This is a genomic window from Pseudoclavibacter sp. CFCC 11306 (assembly GCF_008831235.1).
Lineage (GTDB): Bacteria > Actinomycetota > Actinomycetes > Actinomycetales > Microbacteriaceae > Pseudoclavibacter_A.
In genome coordinates this window covers 1,060,399-1,078,727 of sequence record NZ_WBKF01000001.1, presented here as the reverse complement: position 1 = coordinate 1,078,727, position 18,329 = coordinate 1,060,399, and the positions used below count along the sequence as shown (strand labels likewise).

The 18,329-nt window shown below is 59.4% G+C and carries 17 protein-coding genes; 15 read left to right on the top strand and 2 right to left on the bottom strand.

The window, feature by feature from the left end; genetic code table 11:
- Nucleotides 1-586 precede the first annotated feature (586 nt).
- The 12 genes from F8O09_RS04680 to F8O09_RS04625 all read left to right on the top strand — a co-directional run bounded on the left by F8O09_RS04680 (nt 587) and on the right by F8O09_RS04625 (nt 11,614).
- Nucleotides 587-1,396: an ABC transporter ATP-binding protein gene (locus F8O09_RS04680; RefSeq protein WP_158054106.1), complete on the top strand. Its 810-nt coding sequence runs from the start codon at nt 587-589 to the stop codon at nt 1,394-1,396.
- Complete coding sequence (locus F8O09_RS04675; protein WP_158054105.1) at nt 1,393-2,247, top strand: ABC transporter permease; 855 nt, start codon at nt 1,393-1,395, stop codon at nt 2,245-2,247. Before F8O09_RS04680 ends, F8O09_RS04675 begins: the two co-directional genes overlap by 4 nt.
- Nucleotides 2,248-2,343: 96 nt before the next feature.
- Complete coding sequence (locus F8O09_RS04670) at nt 2,344-3,351, top strand: ABC transporter substrate-binding protein (RefSeq protein ID WP_158054104.1); 1,008 nt, start codon at nt 2,344-2,346, stop codon at nt 3,349-3,351.
- Between the two features lie 52 nt (nt 3,352-3,403).
- Complete coding sequence (locus F8O09_RS04665) at nt 3,404-4,066, top strand: cysteine hydrolase family protein (RefSeq protein ID WP_158054103.1); 663 nt, start codon at nt 3,404-3,406, stop codon at nt 4,064-4,066.
- Complete coding sequence (locus tag F8O09_RS04660) at nt 4,044-5,450, top strand: MFS transporter (RefSeq protein ID WP_192497562.1); 1,407 nt, start codon at nt 4,044-4,046, stop codon at nt 5,448-5,450. The genes F8O09_RS04665 and F8O09_RS04660 overlap by 23 nt, the downstream gene beginning before the upstream one ends.
- A 69-nt stretch (nt 5,451-5,519) precedes the next feature.
- Nucleotides 5,520-6,176, top strand: coding sequence for a CGNR zinc finger domain-containing protein (locus tag F8O09_RS04655; protein ID WP_192497561.1), 657 nt, complete (start codon nt 5,520-5,522; stop codon nt 6,174-6,176).
- Nucleotides 6,177-6,502: 326 nt separating this feature from the next.
- Nucleotides 6,503-6,613 (top strand): excalibur calcium-binding domain-containing protein, encoded by a 111-nt coding sequence (locus tag F8O09_RS10650; protein WP_225732920.1) that lies wholly within the window; start codon nt 6,503-6,505, stop codon nt 6,611-6,613.
- Nucleotides 6,614-7,340: 727 nt separating this feature from the next.
- Nucleotides 7,341-8,072, top strand: a complete 732-nt coding sequence (locus F8O09_RS04645; protein ID WP_158054099.1) for a 5-oxoprolinase subunit PxpA — start codon at nt 7,341-7,343, stop codon at nt 8,070-8,072.
- A 77-nt stretch (nt 8,073-8,149) separates the two neighbouring features.
- The gene (locus F8O09_RS04640; RefSeq protein ID WP_158054098.1) at nt 8,150-8,401 is read left to right on the top strand and encodes an acetyl-CoA carboxylase; all 252 of its coding nucleotides are present in this window, start codon (nt 8,150-8,152) and stop codon (nt 8,399-8,401) included.
- Nucleotides 8,401-9,738 (top strand): acetyl/propionyl/methylcrotonyl-CoA carboxylase subunit alpha, encoded by a 1,338-nt coding sequence (locus tag F8O09_RS04635; protein WP_158054097.1) that lies wholly within the window; start codon nt 8,401-8,403, stop codon nt 9,736-9,738. Before F8O09_RS04640 ends, F8O09_RS04635 begins: the two co-directional genes overlap by 1 nt.
- A 42-nt stretch (nt 9,739-9,780) precedes the next feature.
- Nucleotides 9,781-10,653 carry a 5-oxoprolinase subunit B family protein gene (locus F8O09_RS04630; protein ID WP_158054463.1) on the top strand — a complete coding sequence of 291 codons (873 nt, stop codon included), beginning with the start codon at nt 9,781-9,783 and terminating at the stop codon, nt 10,651-10,653.
- A complete protein-coding gene (locus tag F8O09_RS04625; protein ID WP_158054096.1) occupies nt 10,646-11,614 on the top strand; it encodes a biotin-dependent carboxyltransferase family protein in 969 nt (322 codons plus the stop codon). Before F8O09_RS04630 ends, F8O09_RS04625 begins: the two co-directional genes overlap by 8 nt.
- On the opposite strand, the gene F8O09_RS04620 is transcribed toward F8O09_RS04625, so the two are convergent.
- A complete protein-coding gene (locus tag F8O09_RS04620) occupies nt 11,595-12,248 on the bottom strand; it encodes a GntR family transcriptional regulator (protein WP_158054095.1) in 654 nt (217 codons plus the stop codon). The genes F8O09_RS04625 and F8O09_RS04620 overlap by 20 nt on opposite strands.
- Before the next feature lie 194 nt (nt 12,249-12,442).
- Here F8O09_RS04620 and F8O09_RS04615 point away from each other — a divergent pair, with 194 nt between their 5' ends.
- The gene (locus tag F8O09_RS04615; RefSeq protein WP_158054094.1) at nt 12,443-13,813 is read left to right on the top strand and encodes a purine-cytosine permease family protein; all 1,371 of its coding nucleotides are present in this window, start codon (nt 12,443-12,445) and stop codon (nt 13,811-13,813) included.
- 257 nt (nt 13,814-14,070) lie between these two features.
- On the opposite strand, the gene F8O09_RS04610 is transcribed toward F8O09_RS04615, so the two are convergent.
- Entirely contained in the window at nt 14,071-14,859 is a 789-nt protein-coding gene (locus F8O09_RS04610) for an SOS response-associated peptidase (protein ID WP_158054093.1), read from the bottom strand.
- Between the two features lie 491 nt (nt 14,860-15,350).
- Here F8O09_RS04610 and F8O09_RS04600 point away from each other — a divergent pair, with 491 nt between their 5' ends.
- A complete protein-coding gene (locus tag F8O09_RS04600) occupies nt 15,351-17,024 on the top strand; it encodes a GspE/PulE family protein (protein WP_158054092.1) in 1,674 nt (557 codons plus the stop codon).
- Nucleotides 17,025-17,154: 130 nt separating this feature from the next.
- A complete protein-coding gene (locus tag F8O09_RS04595) occupies nt 17,155-18,276 on the top strand; it encodes a type IV pilus twitching motility protein PilT (protein ID WP_318655747.1) in 1,122 nt (373 codons plus the stop codon).
- The last annotated feature ends 53 nt before the right edge of the window (nt 18,277-18,329 follow it).

Below are 18,329 nucleotides of genomic sequence, written 5' to 3'. Positions count from 1 at the left end.
ATTCTGGTTTTAAGCTGAGATAATCGCTCTACGCTTTCAGTGTGTCTTTGGCGTTCCTAAGATCTGCCGCGATGTCTCCGTCGCTTCTGTGTATCGACTCATACCAGCTCTTACCGCCCGGCAACAGAGCGCCGTTGTGTACTTGCATGATGCTGTCGGGTCGAGCGAGCATCGTGCTCGTGATCATGTCTCAGGAGAAAACGATCTCTGCGAGTTCTTCCTTGGGTTGAGTCGGCTGAGCGTAGACAGGGTTGATTGTTTGACGGCTCGTCCTGAGCCGAATGCAGACAGGGGTATTCGCTCGCTTTGGCGGCTGGGGCGGGTGCTTAAGGAGACGCACGGCTGTGTGTGCTCGGAGTCCATGACGTGAGCGGGTCGAAATAAGAGCCTCGCGACAAAGGCCACGGCCATTGTCGGCGCAGGTGAAAGCGAGAACAGTGCCTGTGTGGCCAGCCTGCTCTTTTGGGCAGTAACCGTCTATCACCGTTAGAGCGTTACGGTCGTGCAACATCGCGGTGACTTCGGAGTAACCGCTGAAGACGACGATCGTCAGTGTCATTAGTCATTGAGCTGCTGAGGATATCTGATGAGATCAAGTGTTGTGCAGAGGACAGACGACACCGTTGAGGTGCGACATGTTAGTCGTGTGTTCGGTAAGCCGGGTGCCAGCCAGACACAGGCGCTCTCTAATGTCTCGCTGACAGTGCCAGCTCGACAGTTTCTGTCGATTATTGGCCCGAGCGGGTGTGGCAAAAGCACGATGTTCAACATCATTGCAGGGCTGGACGCGCCCGACTCAGGTGACGTGCTGCTCGGTGACCGATCGATTCTCGGACAGCAGGGCAATGTCGGCTACTTGCTGCAGAAAGATCTGCTGCTGCCCTGGCGGAGCATCCTCGACAATGTGATCATCGGACTCGAGATCAGCGGTGTGCCTAAGAAAGAGGCGCGCCAGATTGCCGTTCCTCTGCTGAAAACTTATGGGCTCGGCGGCTTCATGCATCATCACCCCGACCAGCTCTCGGGTGGCATGCGGCAGCGCGCTGCGCTGCTCCGTACTGTGCTGTTTAACAAAGACGTCATCCTGCTCGATGAGCCATTTGGCAAGCTCGACGCTCAGACTCGCACCGACATGCAGGAATGGTTGCTCGATCTCTGGGATGTCTTTCAGAAGACGGTCATCTTCGTCACCCATGACATCGACGAAGCGATCTATCTGTCCGACCGCGTTATCGTCATGTCGCCCCGGCCTGGTCGGATCGTCGCCGACATCACGATCGATATGCCGCGGCCGCGATCGCCAGAGCTTGTTACCGACCCCGAATTCATCACCATCAAACGCCGCATCCGCCATCTGCTCGACGCAGCGCGTATCAGCGAGAAAGCCAGCGCATGACCGCCCCCACCACTGTAGAAGACTCGCTCTCCGCGCTTGCCACACTACGTCGCTCCAGCACCAAGACTCGTCGAGGAGCTCTCTTCCCGACCGACCCGAAGCCTTGGCTCGTCACGACACTAGTCGTGGCCATCACCGTCACCGTCTTCGTGGTTTGGGAGGCGCTCGCTCAGGCAGGGCTGATCAACACGTTCTTCTGGTCAAGTCCGAGCGCTATCTGGAAGTCGGGGGTGACCACACTCACTCACGGAACACTGATTGAAGACACGCTGTTCACCTTCACCTCGACGATCTGGGGTTTTGTCATCGGCGTCATCGGCGGGGCCGCCATTGGTCTGTCATTTTGGTGGTCGCGACTGTACTGGAAGGTAGCCGAACCTCTGCTCATCGTGTTTGAGGCAATGCCCAAGCTCGCCCTCGCTCCAATGATCGTGCTGGCATTCGGCATAGGCATCGCATCGAAGGTCGCGGTTGCGACCGCGTTGGTGATCGTGATTCAGACTCTGAATACCAGCAGTGCGGTTGCACGAGTCGACCGTGACCTGCAAACCCTCATGTATTCGCTGGGTGCCTCGAAGCTGCAGGTGTTCGGCAAAGTCGTACTGCCCTCAACGGTGCCGAGCATTCTGTCGAGTTTCAGAGTGGCCATCGGGCTTGCTCTCACCGGTGCCATCGTCGGCGAATACATGGGGTCAGAACATGGTCTCGGCAAGACCGTACAGATGGCCGCAGCCAACTTCGACATTGCCCAAATCTGGGTCGGAGTCTTCGCTCTGGCCATTCTGTCGATGGTGCTCTATCTGGTCATCGTGGTCATTGAACGACTTGTGAGGCATCTGATCGAGCACTGACATGCACCACCCGCGCTTGCAGTGGCGAGCCGGCTATCGGGTTATCGACTGCATCGCACCCACTTTTCAAACTCACGAACGAAAGAGAACACTCCCATGCAATTCTCACGCCGTATCATTCTCGCTGCTGGCCTTGCGGGCGCGCTGTCGTTGACACTGACCGCCTGTAGCGGTGGTGGCGACACCACTGACGCATCAGGCTCAGGCCGCGTGACCATCGCCGAGCCCATTCACAGTATTGGTTATCTACCGCTATATGCAGCGATAAGCACGGGTGCATTCTCAGATGCGGGCATCGATGTGACCGTCACGACGCTCACCGGTGGCGCACACGTCAATGCTGTACTCAATAACAGTGCTTGGGGGTTCATCGGAGGGCCGGAATCCGGAGCGATTGCCAATAGCAAGGGCGCTGATCTCGTAGCCATCGGCGGTGTCGTCAATCGTGCCAATATCTACTGGGCTGCCAGCCCAAGCAGTGGTGTGCATGAGAGTGATCTCGCTCAGAGCCTTCGAGGCAAGCGCATCGCGGTCGGCAGGCATGGCGGTTCGCCTGAGGTGCTGACATTCTTTGAACTACGCAAACTCGGGCTTGACCCGGACAAAGACGTGCAGATCGTGAACAACGATGTGAGCGGCAGCGAACTCTCACTGGTCTCGGCGAATCAGGCCGATGTCGCAGTCACGACTGAACCGGTGTTGGGTCAGGGCATCGAGCAGGGCATCTGGGGCCAACCCGTGTTGAACGTGCCGCAGAGCCTCGGCGAGTACCCGTACTCTGCCATCGTCACCTCACGTGCGAATGCCGACAAGAGCCCAGAATTTACCCGGAAGTTTCTTGCTGCGCTGGGCAAGGGCATCGACCTTGTCCGCAACGATCCAGAACAGGCCAAGGCCATCGCTGTCAAAGAGTTTCCGTCGCTGACGCCCGAGGTTATTCAGAACACTCTCGACCGAGCCTATTCTGACGATCTGTGGACTGGGCTTGCGATCTCAACCGAAGCGGAAGCCCTCAATCTTGACGTAGCTCGCCAATCAGGGCTGCTTGTAGACGATGGCAAGAACACACCAGAGAGCGTACTCAAGCTCGACTATCTGCCCTGAATATCTACAGCCGGTCAAGACCTCATAAAGACGAGAGAAGACACCAGAGATCATGGATACGACAGAGCTCGACTTTCGATACCATCCCGACCACGCCGCCATTGTCGTGATCGATATGCAGGCAGACTACTGCGCGAGCGACGGCGCCTTGGCCCGGATGGGTTTTGACACCAGCGCCGGGCGAACGATGGCACATCGGCTTTCTTCGTTGCTGGAGTCGGCCCGTCAAATCGGGCTGACGGTGGTGTTCGTGCGCACTACTCATGGGCCGAGCGACGATTCGCACGCCTGGCTTAACAGGTATGGGTGCACACGTGGCGATGAACCGGTCGGGAAGATCTGCCGCGAAGAGGATCCCGTTGGTTGCGCCTGGTTCGGTGTCGAGCCGCAGGAACACGAGTTGGTTATCACCAAGCATCGCTACTCAGCCTTCTCAGGCACCCCCCTTGCCATGAAACTGCGCACGATGGGTATTGACTCGCTGCTGTTCACCGGGGTAGCGACGGAGATCTGCGTCGAGTCGAGCCTGCGTGACGCCCTTTTTGAGGACTTTTATGTCACCCTGATCGAAGACTGTGCGGCCTCGTTCACAGCTGTCGGACACCAGGCCTCGGTCGACGTAGTGCGTGCGAACTTCGGCACCGTGACTGATGCCGCGACGCTGCGGGCTCTGTGGCAGTCTGCGAAGGCTCATGGCTCTGCAACTGATGACTGAGCGATCTGCACGGCCGCTCTGGATGACACTGGGCGTGGTACTGTTCGGCACCGTGCTCAACCCGCTTGACGGGTCGATGACCGCTCTGGCTTTACCTGGTATGGCGCGTGACCTGCAGGTCGCCTCAAGCGCTGCACTCTGGGCGATGACGGTGTACTACCTCGGCAGCATGGCCGCTCAACCCGTGATGGGGCGTATCGCAGACTTGTTCGGGCCCAGGCTCATTTTCATCGGCGGGCTGTCAGCAGTGGTGGTCAGCTGCGCCGGCATCCTCGTTGCGCCAAGCCTTGGCTGGGTCGTCGCACTGCGTGGTTTGCAAGCAGTCGGCTCTGCAGTGGCCTTTCCCACGGGACTCGTCATTGTTCGTCGCGCCTGTCAGACTGCAGGATCCAGCGCTGATCGAGCTGTCGGTGTGATCACTTGGGTGAATTCACTCGCAGCGGCAGTCGGCCCGCTGATTGGCGGGCTCCTCGTCTCTGTCTGGGGATGGCGGGCACCATCGGCTCTTACCTTGGTGGCCGCAGCCATCGCAGTAACACTCGCTGCACTCGTGCTTCGTGTGTCACACGAACCGAACCGACCGGCGTCGCATTTTCGCCTCGGCATGATCGATCTGCCCGGTATCCTTCTGTTCGTCTGTGCACTTGCTGCAGTTCAGCTGCTGCTGACTGGAATGCTGCCCGACCTTTGGGGAGTGTTGCTGGGCGTGGCCATACTCAGCGCGCTTCTCTTCGTCTGGTGCGAGCGGCATGCTCCGGTGCCGTTCATAGATGCGCGGCGTCTGTTCCGTCAGCGTGGTACGGCTCTGATTCTGCTGCTCTACTGCTTGGCGAACGTGGTCTTCTTCAGCGTGCTCACGGGGTTGCCCACATGGCTGCAAAACCATCGTGGGCTGGACGCTGTGCAGAGTGGCGTGGTGACGTTTCCGACCGCGGTGGTCGGTGTGGCTGTCACTCTCGTCTGCGGGCGTTTGGTCTACGCAGGTCATCAGAGGGCTGTCGTGGGATGCACCGCTGTCAGTATGGCGGTGGGGGCGACCTGCATTGCGTTTTTTGGCGCGGGGCTGCCGACGGTGATGCTAGCGATGCTGGCCGTGCTTATGGCGTCTCCCAACAACATCTCGACGCTTGCTTTGCAAACGAGTCTCTACCAAACTGTTGCTGAGCAAGACATCGGAGTGATTACGGGTGTTTTCCAGACTTGCAGGTACTTTGGAGCGAGCCTCGCGACCAGCATCACAGCGTTGACTGTTGCCTCGACTGAAGTCGATGCTGCGACCGGTGGTCTGCAGGGCCTTGGTGTCGTTTGTGCGATGGCCGGCGTCGTCGCGTTGAGTATTCTCCTCATCTTGCGTCCGTTGCGACCAGACCCCGCAGCAGACTGACCTGGCTATGTGGTGTGATGAGTGCGACTGATCGGGCTTTCAGGGGCGACCGATGAGATGGAGCTATGGATGCGAGACATCGATCAGCGCTTAGACGGCGACCGACGCGGTGCGGTGCCGAGCTATTCGCATAGTCACGATGTGACGAAAGCGGTTATCGACTTGGGCAACACGCTTGTGGGACAAGGGCTGCTCAGTGACGCTACGACACCGGAGGTTATCGTCGTCTCGGCCCACGATGCCGTCGACGTGGCAGCTCTCGCTAACCGAGTCTTTTCCCGGTTCGGCGACTGGAGTTTACCCTTTCAGCCGTCTGAGTCGGATGGGGTAATTCGTCTTGCTCAGCTCAGCCGCAACATTCTGCGCCTAGTAGCAGAGAACAGCGTCTCGCTGGCTGTCGTAGCGCTTAATGACCTCTTTCGTGAGCAGCCGGTGATCCTGCACATGTCGCTTGAAGCTCCTTGGTCGCTCCATCATCATGATCCTGCGCATGCCGCTGTCCAAGGGTGGCGCATTGGTGCCTTGGCTGCGATAGGAGATCTCATCTCGAGTGGGGGGTGGAATCGAATCGGTGTCTGTGCTGGAGCTGATTGCAACAACCTGTTTCTCGACGACACCAAGAATCGTTCACAGCGATTCTGTTCGTATGCATGTCAGAACCGAGCCAAAGTGCGAGCGTATCGGCTGCGCCAGCGCGAAGAGCGCGTCCGCCGCGTCGGCCGTTGACTTGCCCTGCACCGTCAGCGACTGGCGATGAATGGGTCCTAGCCAAGACGTGAGGCTTGGCACTGACGTGTGGCGCTACGCACCGTTTACACCGGCGAGAACTCCTCGATCGGCTGCTTCGTCACACCGTCGATACAAGTGAATGACTCGCCCAGGTGCTTCCTTGCGGCGTGGCGCTGCACTGTTGAGGCTTCTGATACGACTGCTGAGCTGCTGTCGGGTTATTGTGGGGCTTCGGGTTGCTGCAGGCGGATGAGCGGGCGAAGGCCGAGCAAGCGGCTCGTTTGCAGGGGCGGGGCCTGCGCCAGGCGGTTGTGACGTTTCTGATGCGAATTGCAACAGGTGAAGCAAGCAGGCAAAGCTCCGTTGCATCAAAGGCAACCTGTTATTCGTACAAGCGCGATCGCGATCGGGATGGTATTGCGTGTGAGAAGTGATTGCGGCCCCACGAGGGCCTGGCCAGCTTAGACATGTTGCTCCTTTCCTGGCGTGTATAGCTGCCGAGGGGCGTAGCGTGAGCATGATTGCCTTCTTCACATACGATCCCTCATCCACCCATGGCAAATGCTGGCTGCGAGCATCCAGACATGGAACTTGGCATATCGTGGTTCGCTGAGCCTGCATTTTCCATGTCTCGAGTTTCCGAGTCTCGCTGGTGATTGTGCGCGGCATAGGCGGCAGCTGTGCTGTCGTAGGCGCTGACTGGATGCTTTTGGGGTAGGGAATTCGTCTCGCGGTCGATGAGGGCGAATGATGCCCCCTGCTATGCGAAGTCCGGGGCGAATTCCACTGCTGAGGCTCCGGTTCGTCGAACATTTGCTGTGAGCGGGGGAGTGTACTCGAATTTGGACGCCGAGTCGTGGTGCAAGGTATCTGCTTCTCGTGCGAGCCCTGAAATAATTGTCCAACAATAAGTAGTCGGATTGTTGACGCGAAACTGCTGAATTTGACGAGGAATCGTGTATTCTCGCTCTGTAACAGGGCTGTAATACGTGTATGTCACAATCATGATTGTTGTACATTGCACTGCGGTCCTGACTGTGTCGGGCAGCGTTGCTCGAGTGAGGCCGCAAGATGGGGTTACCACCCCCCGTCTGCAAGTTTTCGCTCATGAGACGTTGCTCGACGTTGATGAGTTGGTGACGAAACAGAGGAGCCGAACAGATGGCACAGATTTCAATCAACGCTGACATGGGCGAGGCGTTGGGCATTCACAGTTTTGGCAATGATCTGCCACTGATGCAGTACGTGGATCTCGTCAATGTCGCCGGTGGGTTTCACTCGGGAGACCCGGATTCGATCAACGCGACGGTCTCAGCAGCCCATTCCCACCAGCTGCAGATCGGCGCTCATCCAGGGTTGCCCGATCTGGTAGGTTTCGGCCGACGCCGCATGGCGGTGAGCCCAGAGGAACTGCGCAACATCATCGTCTATCAAGTTGGCGCAGTTGAGGCCTTCTGCCGTGTGAACGGTGCAGCTCTGCGACATCTCAAACCGCACGGCATTCTCTATACGATGCTTGCCGAAGATCGAGATCTGATGCAGGTTGTCGCCGAAACGGCGCACAAGTTCGAACTTGAGGTGCTTGGGGCACCCAACACACTGCATGAGGAAGTCTGCGAACAGGCGGGTGTTCGCTTCGTTCCCGAGCTCTACGTCGATCTTGACTATGGCGATGACGGGCGGATCACCGTGCAGCGCACCCCCGGAGGGCGCACGCTGGCCTCTGTTGCTGACCGCGTGCGCCAGGCGGTGCAGGAGGGAACTGTGCAGACGGTGACGGGTAAGACGGTTCCGATTCACTTCGAGTCGATCTGCGTGCATTCCGACGGGTCGCAAGCGGTCGACGTCGCACGCACGGTTGCCGAGACTCTGACTGTTCTGGGCGCCCGGTAACGAGCTCACGTTCGCAGGCCGCGTGAGCACTGCGAAGAATCACGATTTCAATTTCAGTAACGAAACGAAGGAAGAGAATGTCAGAGACAAACATCGAAAGCCTGCTGCCTGGAGTCTTCTACCGCAAGCCGGCACCAGATCAGCCGCCATATGTCGAGGTCGGAGACGAAGTGGTTGCCGGCCAGACGATCGGCCTAGTCGAGATCATGAAGCAGTACAGCGAGATCACGGCACCATCAGACGGCACCCTCACCAAGTTTCTTGTCGAAGACAACGCGATGCTTGACCCAGGGGCAGCAGTCGCGATTCTGCAGACAGAGGAGGCCTGATGACCACGATCTTCGTCGCTAATCGAGGCGAGATCGCTCTTCGTGTCATTCGCGCAGTGCGAGAACTCGGTTTCGAGTCGGCCATTGCCGTGAGCGAGCCAGATCGGGATTCGCTCTGGGCAGCAGCGGCCGATGACGTCATCGTGTTGCCCGGCAAGATGGCCCGCGACACCTATCTGCACGTCGACAGCATTCTGGATGCTGCAGAACGGCTGCACGCCGATGCTGTGCACCCCGGATATGGGTTTCTCTCAGAGAACACCGACTTTGCACGAAGCGTGCAGCAGCGCGGCATGACTTGGATCGGCCCAGACCCAGACACCATCGATCTGATGGGTGACAAGGCCCATGCGATTGCTCAGGCACGTTCTGCCGGAGTGCCGACGGTGCCGGGCTCGGGCGGAATCGTCGCCACCGCTGACGAAGCAGCCGAGATCGCGGCCGAGATCGGCTACCCCGTGGCGATTAAAGCGAGCGCTGGCGGTGGGGGAAAGGGCATCCGCATTGTCGGTAACGCCGAGGAGCTTCATGCACAGTGGAGCGTGACCGCCCATGAGGCGGCCGCTGCATTCGGTGATGGAAGCCTCTATCTTGAGCGGTTCGTCTCGAAGGCGCGCCATGTCGAGGTTCAGGTATTCGGCGACGGCGAGCAGTTCATCCATCTCTACGAACGCGACTGCTCACTGCAACGTCGCCACCAGAAGCTCGTCGAAGAGACCCCGGCCCCGAACCTCTCGGCTCAGGTGCGCGATCGTCTCTGCGCGTCAGCTGCTGCGCTCGCTGCCTCGGTGGGGTATCGGGGAGCTGGCACGGTCGAGTTTCTCTATGAGCCGTCGACCGAGTCATTCTTCTTCATCGAGATGAACACACGAATTCAAGTGGAGCATCCTATCACCGAAGAGCTCTTGGGGGTGGACCTCGTGCGAGAGCAGATCTCTGTGGCGTTGGGAGCTCCTCTCAGCATTCGTCAGGATGCGCTCGCCCCGCGCGGGCACGTGATCGAGGTGCGCATCAATGCAGAGAATCCTGATCAGGGCTTCTTTCCTTCACCAGGGCACATCGATTCGCTGCAATGGCCGGCCGGTCCTGGGGTACGTGTCGACGCGGGGTTCACGACCGGCGATGACGTCACGCCCTTCTACGATTCGCTGTTGGGCAAGGTCATCGTCCGTGACACTGATCGAACTCAGGCTCTCGCTCGAGCTGATCGCGCACTGGGCGAACTTGAAGCTCACGGCGTGCACACCACAGCACCATTTGCTCGTCGTCTCATACAGTCAGAGAAATTCGTCGAGGCAGCTCACTACACCGACTTCATCGAAGAGGAACTGCTATGACCGATCACGCATGTGCCTGCAGTTGGACAAGGAGAAAATGACATGAGGGTATATGAAGCCGGCGAGGAGTTTCTTCTCGTAGAGCTGTCTCCAGATATGCGGCTCAAATCGAGTCTTGTGGCAATCGCTGTAGCCAAGGCTCTTACCGCTGCTGACGTTCCTGGAATGATCGAGGCGTATCCGACCAATGCCTCACTGCTGATTCGCTTCGACCCAGAGATCCTGGGGCATGACGAAGTGACCCGTCTCGTGCAGGAACACGTCGAGGCTGAACAGGCTCGTTCGTCATTCCGTCTGCAGACGCGCGTCATCGAGGTTCCAGTCTGGTTCGATGATCCTGAAACGCATGAAGTGGCGATGCGGTTCAGATCAGGCCATCAGGATCCCAGCGGAGACGATCTGGATTTCGCTGCCCGTGTCAATGGTCTCGACGGACGAAAGGAGTTCATCGAGCGCTATTACGGTGCGCCGTGGTTTGTCTCGGTGGTAGGTTTCGTCGCCGGTCTCCCAGAGCTGTTCCAGATAACGGATCGCCGCAACCAGCTTCAGGTGCCGAAATACCTGAGGCCGCGTACCGATACGCCTCCGCTGTCGCTCGGTCATGGCGGCGCTTTCGGGGCGATTTACTCGGTTCGCGGCGGTGGCGGCTACCAGCTGATTGGCATGTGCGCGGCGCCGATCTTCGACCCGCAGCAGCAGTACGAGGATTTCGCAGACTCACCGGTGCTGTTCCGTGCTGGTGACATCGTGCGCTATCGGCCTGTCGACGAGGACGAATTCGGCGACCTGCGTCGTTCAGTCTCGGCCGGTGCCTTCCGGTACCGAACGAGCCCGTTCGAATTCGACTTGAACAGGTTCACCGATGACACTTCTGGCTATGCACGAGAGATCAACGAGGTGATTGCTCATGATTGAGATCAAACAAGGGGGTCTGAGCACTACGGTGCAGGATAGAGGCCGGGTCGGCCTCTTTGAAATGGGCATTCCCACGGGCGGGTCACTCGATCAGTTCTCGGCGTATGCGGCGAATCTGCTCGTCGGCAATGATGAAGACGCCGCAGTGCTCGAGTGCACGTACACGTTGCCTCATTTCTCGGTTTCTGAATCGACGACCATGGCTGTGACCGGTGGCACTGCATCGATCACCGTCAACGGGGATCCCGTGCCCCAGTGGCAGGCGGTCAGCCTATCGGCAGGGAGTGAAGTCTCATTTGGGCTGGCCAGTCTCGGCAGCCGCGTCTATATCGCGTTTGCCGGCGGCATCGACGTGCCTGTGGTGTTCGGCAGTCGGTCGACGTATCTCGCGGGCGCGCTGGGCGGATATCAGGGTCGCAAGCTCGAGACCGGTGATCAGATCGAACTTGCGCGACCGCAGCGCGAGGTGGTTCTCGGCCGGGCGGTACCTGATCAGTTCCGTCTGGCTGCCCGCAAGAGTTCAGAGGTGAGGGTGGTTCCTGGCCTGCATGTCGAACGACTCTCTGAGGAATCGAGAGAGACGCTCTTCTCTGCAAACTGGAAGCTGACGCCCTTAGGAGATCGGTCTGGCATGAGATACAGCGGCCCGCACATCGACTGGGAACTCGCTGAGAACTATTTCGGTGCCGGCTCTGACCCCTCGAATATCGTCGATGCGGGCTATCCGCTGGGTGCGATTGAGATACCGGGTGGCAATGAGCCGATTCTGCTGCACCGGGATGCGCCGACTGAAGGTGGGTACGCGATGATCGGAGTCACTGCACGAGCTGACATGGACATCGTCGGTCAGCAGATGCCTGGCGAGCAGGTACAGTTTCGCGCTGTCAGCCTTGATCAAGCGCTTGAGGCCTGGGGAGTCTATCGACGGCAGTGGGAAGAACTCACTGCCGCTCTTCGCTGAGTCTTCGCTCGGCGAGCAGTCGCATGGTGTTCTGATCGTCGATGACGATCTGACCCACGGTGTCGGCTGCTCGTCGAGCGTCACCTGAGGCCAAAGCATCGAACATGACGGTGTGCTGAGTGTGTAGGTAGTTCTCGCTCAGATAGACCCGTTCGAAAAGCTCAAACGTGCTCGCCAGAAAACGAATCTGCAGCACGATGCCGGCAAAGAACGCGTCGATGCGATAGCTACCTAACAGCGAGACGAGCTGGCGGTGGATGTTGAGGTCGGCAGCCACAATCGCTACGGGGTCGTTTGTTCCCAGAGAAGTGATGAATTCTTCATACGCTTTACGGACATGAGAGAGAGGTGTTGCCAATGTGACTTGAGCAGCCGCCCGTACTTCGGTGTGAAACCGAGCCAGATAAAGATCACGCATATCGTCAAGGGTCGGCTGCCAGACGCTGAAGCCACGATTGGGAATAAACTCGACAAGATGAGTCGTAAGGAGTTCCCGGAGGGTCTCGCGAACCGAATTTCGTGCGAGAGAGAAATCTCTCGCCAATGATGTCTCGCCAAGGTGCGTGCCAGGGGCGATTGCGCCGCTGATTAGTTGAGCAAGAAGTTGGCTCTTGAATTCTCTTGGGGACGTCACTTTCGTTCCTTGAAAATAGGGAATTTACCTGAATGTAATTGTACTACAATAAGAGACTTTTCGCTGAGGGTTGAGAGTCCCTGAGGTCGAATGTTGCGCCCGCTTGTAGGAGCTGCGTGTGTTCGGTGATCAAACGTTCAGAGCACACAAATACCAAGAATGAGTTGTACTCCCACCACAGAAATGAGATCAGAATGTCAATAAATCTCACAGGCAGTAACGAGACGGTAGAAGCTACGGATGCTCTGGCACGTGCGGGCAATGACGAAGATCAGATGTCTCGCCCCAAGCTGCTCTTTGCCTGGTCTGGATCTGCTTCAGCGATGTTTTTTGTATATATCGGTGCTGCGCTAGGTGTCGCATACGGGACGACGAGTGCTCTCATCGGCATTGTTCTCACGATCATCACATATGGTGTGATCAATGCACTGTTGTCCAAATATTCCATCAACAATCGATCGACTGTCGCACTCTTTTCTCGAACCATTCTGGGCCGTACTGGGTCGGCAATTGCAACAGCGATCTTCGCTCTTGTGGCGATCTACTATTCGGTTTTTGAAGGATCTATTGTTGCGGTCGCTCTGCAAGCGCAGTTCGGTGGTCAGCTCTGGTTTTGGAGTCTGATTGTTGTGCTTTATACGACCCCGCTGATTGTCGGAGGAGCTCGGAGGTTCCTCGATAAAATCAACGGTGTTCTGCTGCCAGTGTACTTTTTCGGTCTTATCGCTGCAGTGATCTGGGCCGGGGTGAAATTTGACGGCCTTCACGTTGCACCTCCAGTTCCCGCAATTCCGGTGGGTCAAGGTGGGCCAGGCTGGCTTGCTGTCTATGCGAGCTACATGGGCATCTGGATCATGATGATGTACACCATGGATTATGCCGCTCTTGGACGCCGCGATGATACGAAGTTTCATCAGTGGGTCACGTTTGGGCCGATCTTCTATGTCTTGGCATATGGATTCTCTGGGATCGTGGGAATCGTTTTGGTCTCGTCGATTCCGGGGTTCGAAGCGTCGGAAGGCGGTGTGGCCGTCGGTATCGTCAACATGATGGGGATCATTGGCCTCATCGTCATCGTGGCATCGCAGACGCGAATGAACACCGCGAACTACTATTTGGGAACGGCCAACCTCGCAGACCTTGCCCGCCGCGTCTTGAAGATCAAAGCGCCGAACATCGTCTTCGTGATTCTCAACTCGGTGCTCGTGTATTTGCTCATGCTTCTGCCGGTGCTGCAGTACATTCTGCTGGCGTTGGCTTGGCAGGGGGTCTTGGTGACCGGTTGGGTGGCAATCGCGGTCACGCATGTACTGCTGACCAAGAGACAAGAGCACGGCCAGATCGATGACGTGCACTATCGACGAGGGAATCCTGCGGGTCTGACCGCATGGATCATCGCCACGATCGTCGGACTGCTCATGCTTCAGCTCAAGTATGTCAACCCGGATCTCGCCGGTATTGGGTCGATTTGGGGCCCTATCGTGACTGCAGTACTGGCGAGTGGCGTCTATGCGGTGATGATGCTGACCACGAAGCACAAGACGGCTTTGATCACCGCTGGCTGAGAGCTGTTGGGCCTGGCCGGTTGGGGGCTATTCTCATCCGGCTAGGCCCGTGCCAAGATTCTGAACGCCGGCCGAACTGCTGCACAGTGCAAAGGGGCGGTGCACTGAGCAGCGAGTTCAGCCGGTGGTTCATTCACAACGTATCGACGAAGTCGCGCCGAAAGAACGTCCTTGCGCCGTGCATGCGGTGCTGCCGAGAACCCCTGCGGAGCGCATTACGGGTTTTGCGGGCTTTTCTACGGGGCAGGCAGGCCCGGTCAGACGGCCGCTGTCAGCTCTGGCCCGTCGCCGCGCAGGGGAGCGACCTCGCGCCAGGCGAGCGACTCGACTGCAGCGGCACTCGCGGCCTCTATGTCGTGGGCGAGTCGACTACCGTCGACGTCGGGGTTGAGCCACGCATCGAGCAGCTCTCTGCCGTGCGCGTCGGCTTCGAGTACGACCGGCATGCGATCGTGCAGCCACTCGAGTTCCGGCGCTGCGGTCTGCGTGAGCACCGTCGCGGTGAGCACCCAGCCGTCACCGTGTGTGTCGGGCTCGCATGCAGCATCCGCCGCCGAGTCTGGCGCAGCGCTCGCCGCGGAACCGGCCCCGCCACCCGCCGCGGATAGGCCCGGCTCGTCAGCGCCCGGGTCGCGCCACCAGCTGTACAGCCCGGCCAGCGCGAGCGGCACCGAACCCGGGCCGGCATGCACGAAGTACGGTGTCTTCGTCTTGCTGACAGTTTGCCATTCGTAGTATCCGTCGATGGGGAAGACGCAGCGGCGACTCTTCATCGACCTCCGAAAGGTCGGCTTCTGGCTGGCCGTCTCGATGCGTGCGTTAAACGTCGGAAACTTGAGCCTCAGCTCTTTCGACCAGGTCGGCACCAGTGACCAGCGTGCCGGCGTGAGTCGGCGGATGCCGTCTTTGTCTCCGTCGGCGATCACCAGTGCGCTTTGGGTCGGTTTGAGATTCCAGGTCGGGGTGAAGACGGCGCTGTCATCCTGCTCGACGTCGAACAGGGCGATGTAATCGGAGGTCTTTGCCTGAACGATGCGTCCGCACATGGTTCGAGCGTAGCGGGTGGCGAGGCGGGCACCGTTTCGCTCGACCGAGCACCGTTCCGCCACAAATGCAGGGGTTTCAGCGAAACGGTGTGCACTGTAGCGAAACGGTGTGCACTCTGGCAGCACGGTGCGCCCAGGGGTTGTGTGCCGAGTCGATCGAGTCGTCGCAAATGTCGTGTTTTGGGCGGGTTTCGACGTTATTTGGGCACACTCGATGTTGGTGCTTGGTGCTTGGTGCTTGGTGCTTGGTGCTTGGTGCTTGGTGCTTGGTGCTTGGTGCCGGGGGTGCGTGTAGGCGTGGGGGAGAGTGCGAGTGGGGGGTGCGTGCGAGTGAGCATTTGCGCCCGCTGCGAGGCGCAGAAGAAACCTGCGACAGAGCTGCGCCGGGCGCGGCCGAGATCGGCAGCATCAAGCTCGACTAAACTGAACCCTGCGGCCAGTTCAGCCGCGTCAGCAGCGTGAGCTGCGTCAGCCGCGCGAAAGGGGCAGTCATGGCATCCCTGGTGCCCGCACTCGTGATGCGTGGTGCACTCAGCGAACGTGATGCAGCAGCGGTTCCGGCTGATGTGCTCGGCACATCGCGTGAGGTGCGCTGGCTGCTCGATCACACCAAAGTGAACGGCACCCAGCTGGCTCAGCAGGTCGCCGAGCACGAACACCTCGAGTTCGTCGCCCTGTCACAGGTTGACATCGACCCTGAAGCGGTCAAACTCGTGCCCGCGCACGTGTGCCGCCGAGATGACGTGCTGCCGATCGCCTTCGGCGCCGACGGTTCGCTGACACTGGCCATGGTCGACCCGTCGAACGTATTAGCTGTAGACGACGCCCAACTCTCGTCCGGGCACCTGATCACTCCGGTGATCGTGGCCGAAGCAGACCTCGACGCCGCGATCAACAAGTATCATCGCTCAGACCAAGAGCTCAGCGAGCTCACCACCGCGATCAGCGAAGAGATTCAGCAGCGACAGCTCGACCTCACACAGGATACTGACGGCAGTGATGACACCGCTCCCATCGTGCGGCTCGTGAACCTGCTGATCAGCCAGGCCATCCACGACAACGCCAGTGACATCCATCTTGACCCCGGCGAGAAAGAGTCGGTGGTGCGCTATCGCATCGACGGCGTGCTGCATGAGGTGCAGCGGGCGACCGCCGAGATTCATGCTGGTGTCGTGTCTCGACTGAAGATCATGGCCGGTATGGATATCGCCGAGAAGCGGGTGCCGCAAGACGGGCGCTTCACCGCATCCACAGGAGAGCGACGGGTTGACCTGCGTGTGGCGACGCTGCCCACGGTCTGGGGCGAGACCGTCGTGATGCGTCTGCTCGATGCGAAAGCCGGGCCGCAGCGGCTCGACGACCTCGGGTTCGAGCCCGATCAGCTCGAGATGTTTCGCAACGCTATTCACCGCCCGCACGGCCTCGTGCTCGCGACCGGCCCCACCGGCTCAGGCAAGTCGACCACACTCTATGCGGCGCTTCGCGACGTTGCCTCAGACGCGGTCAACGTGATCACGGTCGAAGATCCCGTCGAATTTCGCTACGCCGGAATCAACCAGATTCAGGTGAACCCTCGTGCCGGTCTTACTTTCGCCCGTGCGCTGCGCGCCATTCTGCGCGCCGACCCCGACATTGTGCTGATCGGTGAGATCCGCGACGAAGAGACGGCCCGCATCGCAATCGAGGCGTCGCTGACCGGTCACCTCGTGCTCGCCACGCTGCACACCAATGACGCGGCCAGCGCGATCACCCGGCTTTCAGAGATGGGCGTCGAACCCTACCTGATCACTTCGGCCATGACCGCTGTGGTGGGGCAGCGGCTGGCTCGCGAGCTCTGCACGAACTGTCGTGAGCCGAAGACGATCCCGCTCGTGCAGGCGCAGCGGCTTGGTCTCGCCGGCCCCAGCGAAACTGACGACGTGGTGGTCTACGAACCCGTCGGCTGTTCGCGCTGTCAGCACACAGGGTACAAGTCGCGGGTCGGGCTGCGTGAAGTCATCGAGATGACGCCAGAACTCGGGCGCCTTGCTCTGCACGGTGCGCCGAGCGAAGACATCGCGCAGGCTGCAGTCGAGCAGGGCACCGTGCTTATGCGCGACGACGGCTGGCAGAAAGTGCGCGAAGGGCGCACCACGATCGAAGAGGTGCTGCGTGTTGTCGCCTGAAGAAAACCGAGAACATCGTTGCCCCGCGGATGCCGCCGTCGCGCCTGCCTCGTCGGTCACAGGCCGGCCCCCACGGGCGTCGGTCGAGCGCTCGCCGTTCGAGCCCCCGCGTCGACATGATGATGAGCGTGTGCGGGCCTCGCTGTTCCAGAACATGGACATCCATCTTGAGGCCTGTCTTGAGGCTGTTGTGCGCAGCAAAGCTTCAGACCTCCACATCGGAGCCGAACAGCGCCCCTCGATTCGCGTCGACGGCGAACTGCGCCACATGGACGATTTCGACGAACCCTGGTCTGCCGCCAAGACAGGCGCTGCAGTGCGCTCGATCGTCACCGAGGCAGAGTGGGAACGTTTCAACGAAGAGCTCGAGCTCGACCTGTCGATCGACTTGGACGACGACTATCGATTTCGTGTGAACCTCTATTTCGACCGGCAGGGTACGGCAGCCGCGTTCCGACTGATTCCGAATGACATCGTGGGACTCAGCAAGTTGGGCATGCCCGATTCAGTCGAAGACCTCGCACAGCTGCAACGGGGGCTCGTGCTGGTGACCGGGCCGACCGGGTCGGGCAAGTCGACGACACTCGCGGCCCTGCTCGATCGTGTGAACCACACCCGGCGCTGTCACATTCTGACCATCGAAGATCCCATCGAGTTCGTGCATCAGGGCATCAAATCAGTGGTGAACCAGCGCGAGATCGGGCGAGACACGTCGTCGTTCAGTCAAGCGCTGCGTCGTGCGCTGCGCCAAGATCCAGACGTGATTCTGGTCGGCGAGCTGCGCGACCATGAGACGATTCAAGTGGCGCTGACCGCTGCGGAGACCGGGCATCTGGTGCTCTCGACGCTGCACACTCAAGACTCGGTGCAGACCGTCGATCGCATCATCGACGTGTTTCCCTCAGACCAGCAGGCTCAGATTCGCACCCAGCTCGCCGGCACGCTCAAAGCAGTGGTCTCGCAGACCCTGCTGCGACGTACGGGGGGAGGGCGCATTGCCGCCAGCGAAGTGCTCATCGAGACCCCGGCGATCTCGAACATGATTCGCGAAGGCAAGACGCATATGCTCTATTCAGCGGTGCAGGCCGGGCGCGAACAGGGTATGCGCACCCTTGACCAGCACTTGGCTCAGCTGGTGTCCAGGGGCATCGTCCAGCGCGACGATGTGCTGCCCTATGTCAAAGATCAAGGCTCGTTCCGGGCATTGGAAAATGGATACGCTGGCTACAGCGCCGCTTTCACAACGCGCTGAGCGCTGACAGAACAGGCGACGAGCGCTCGCCGATCGCATCAGGAACTTGCCGA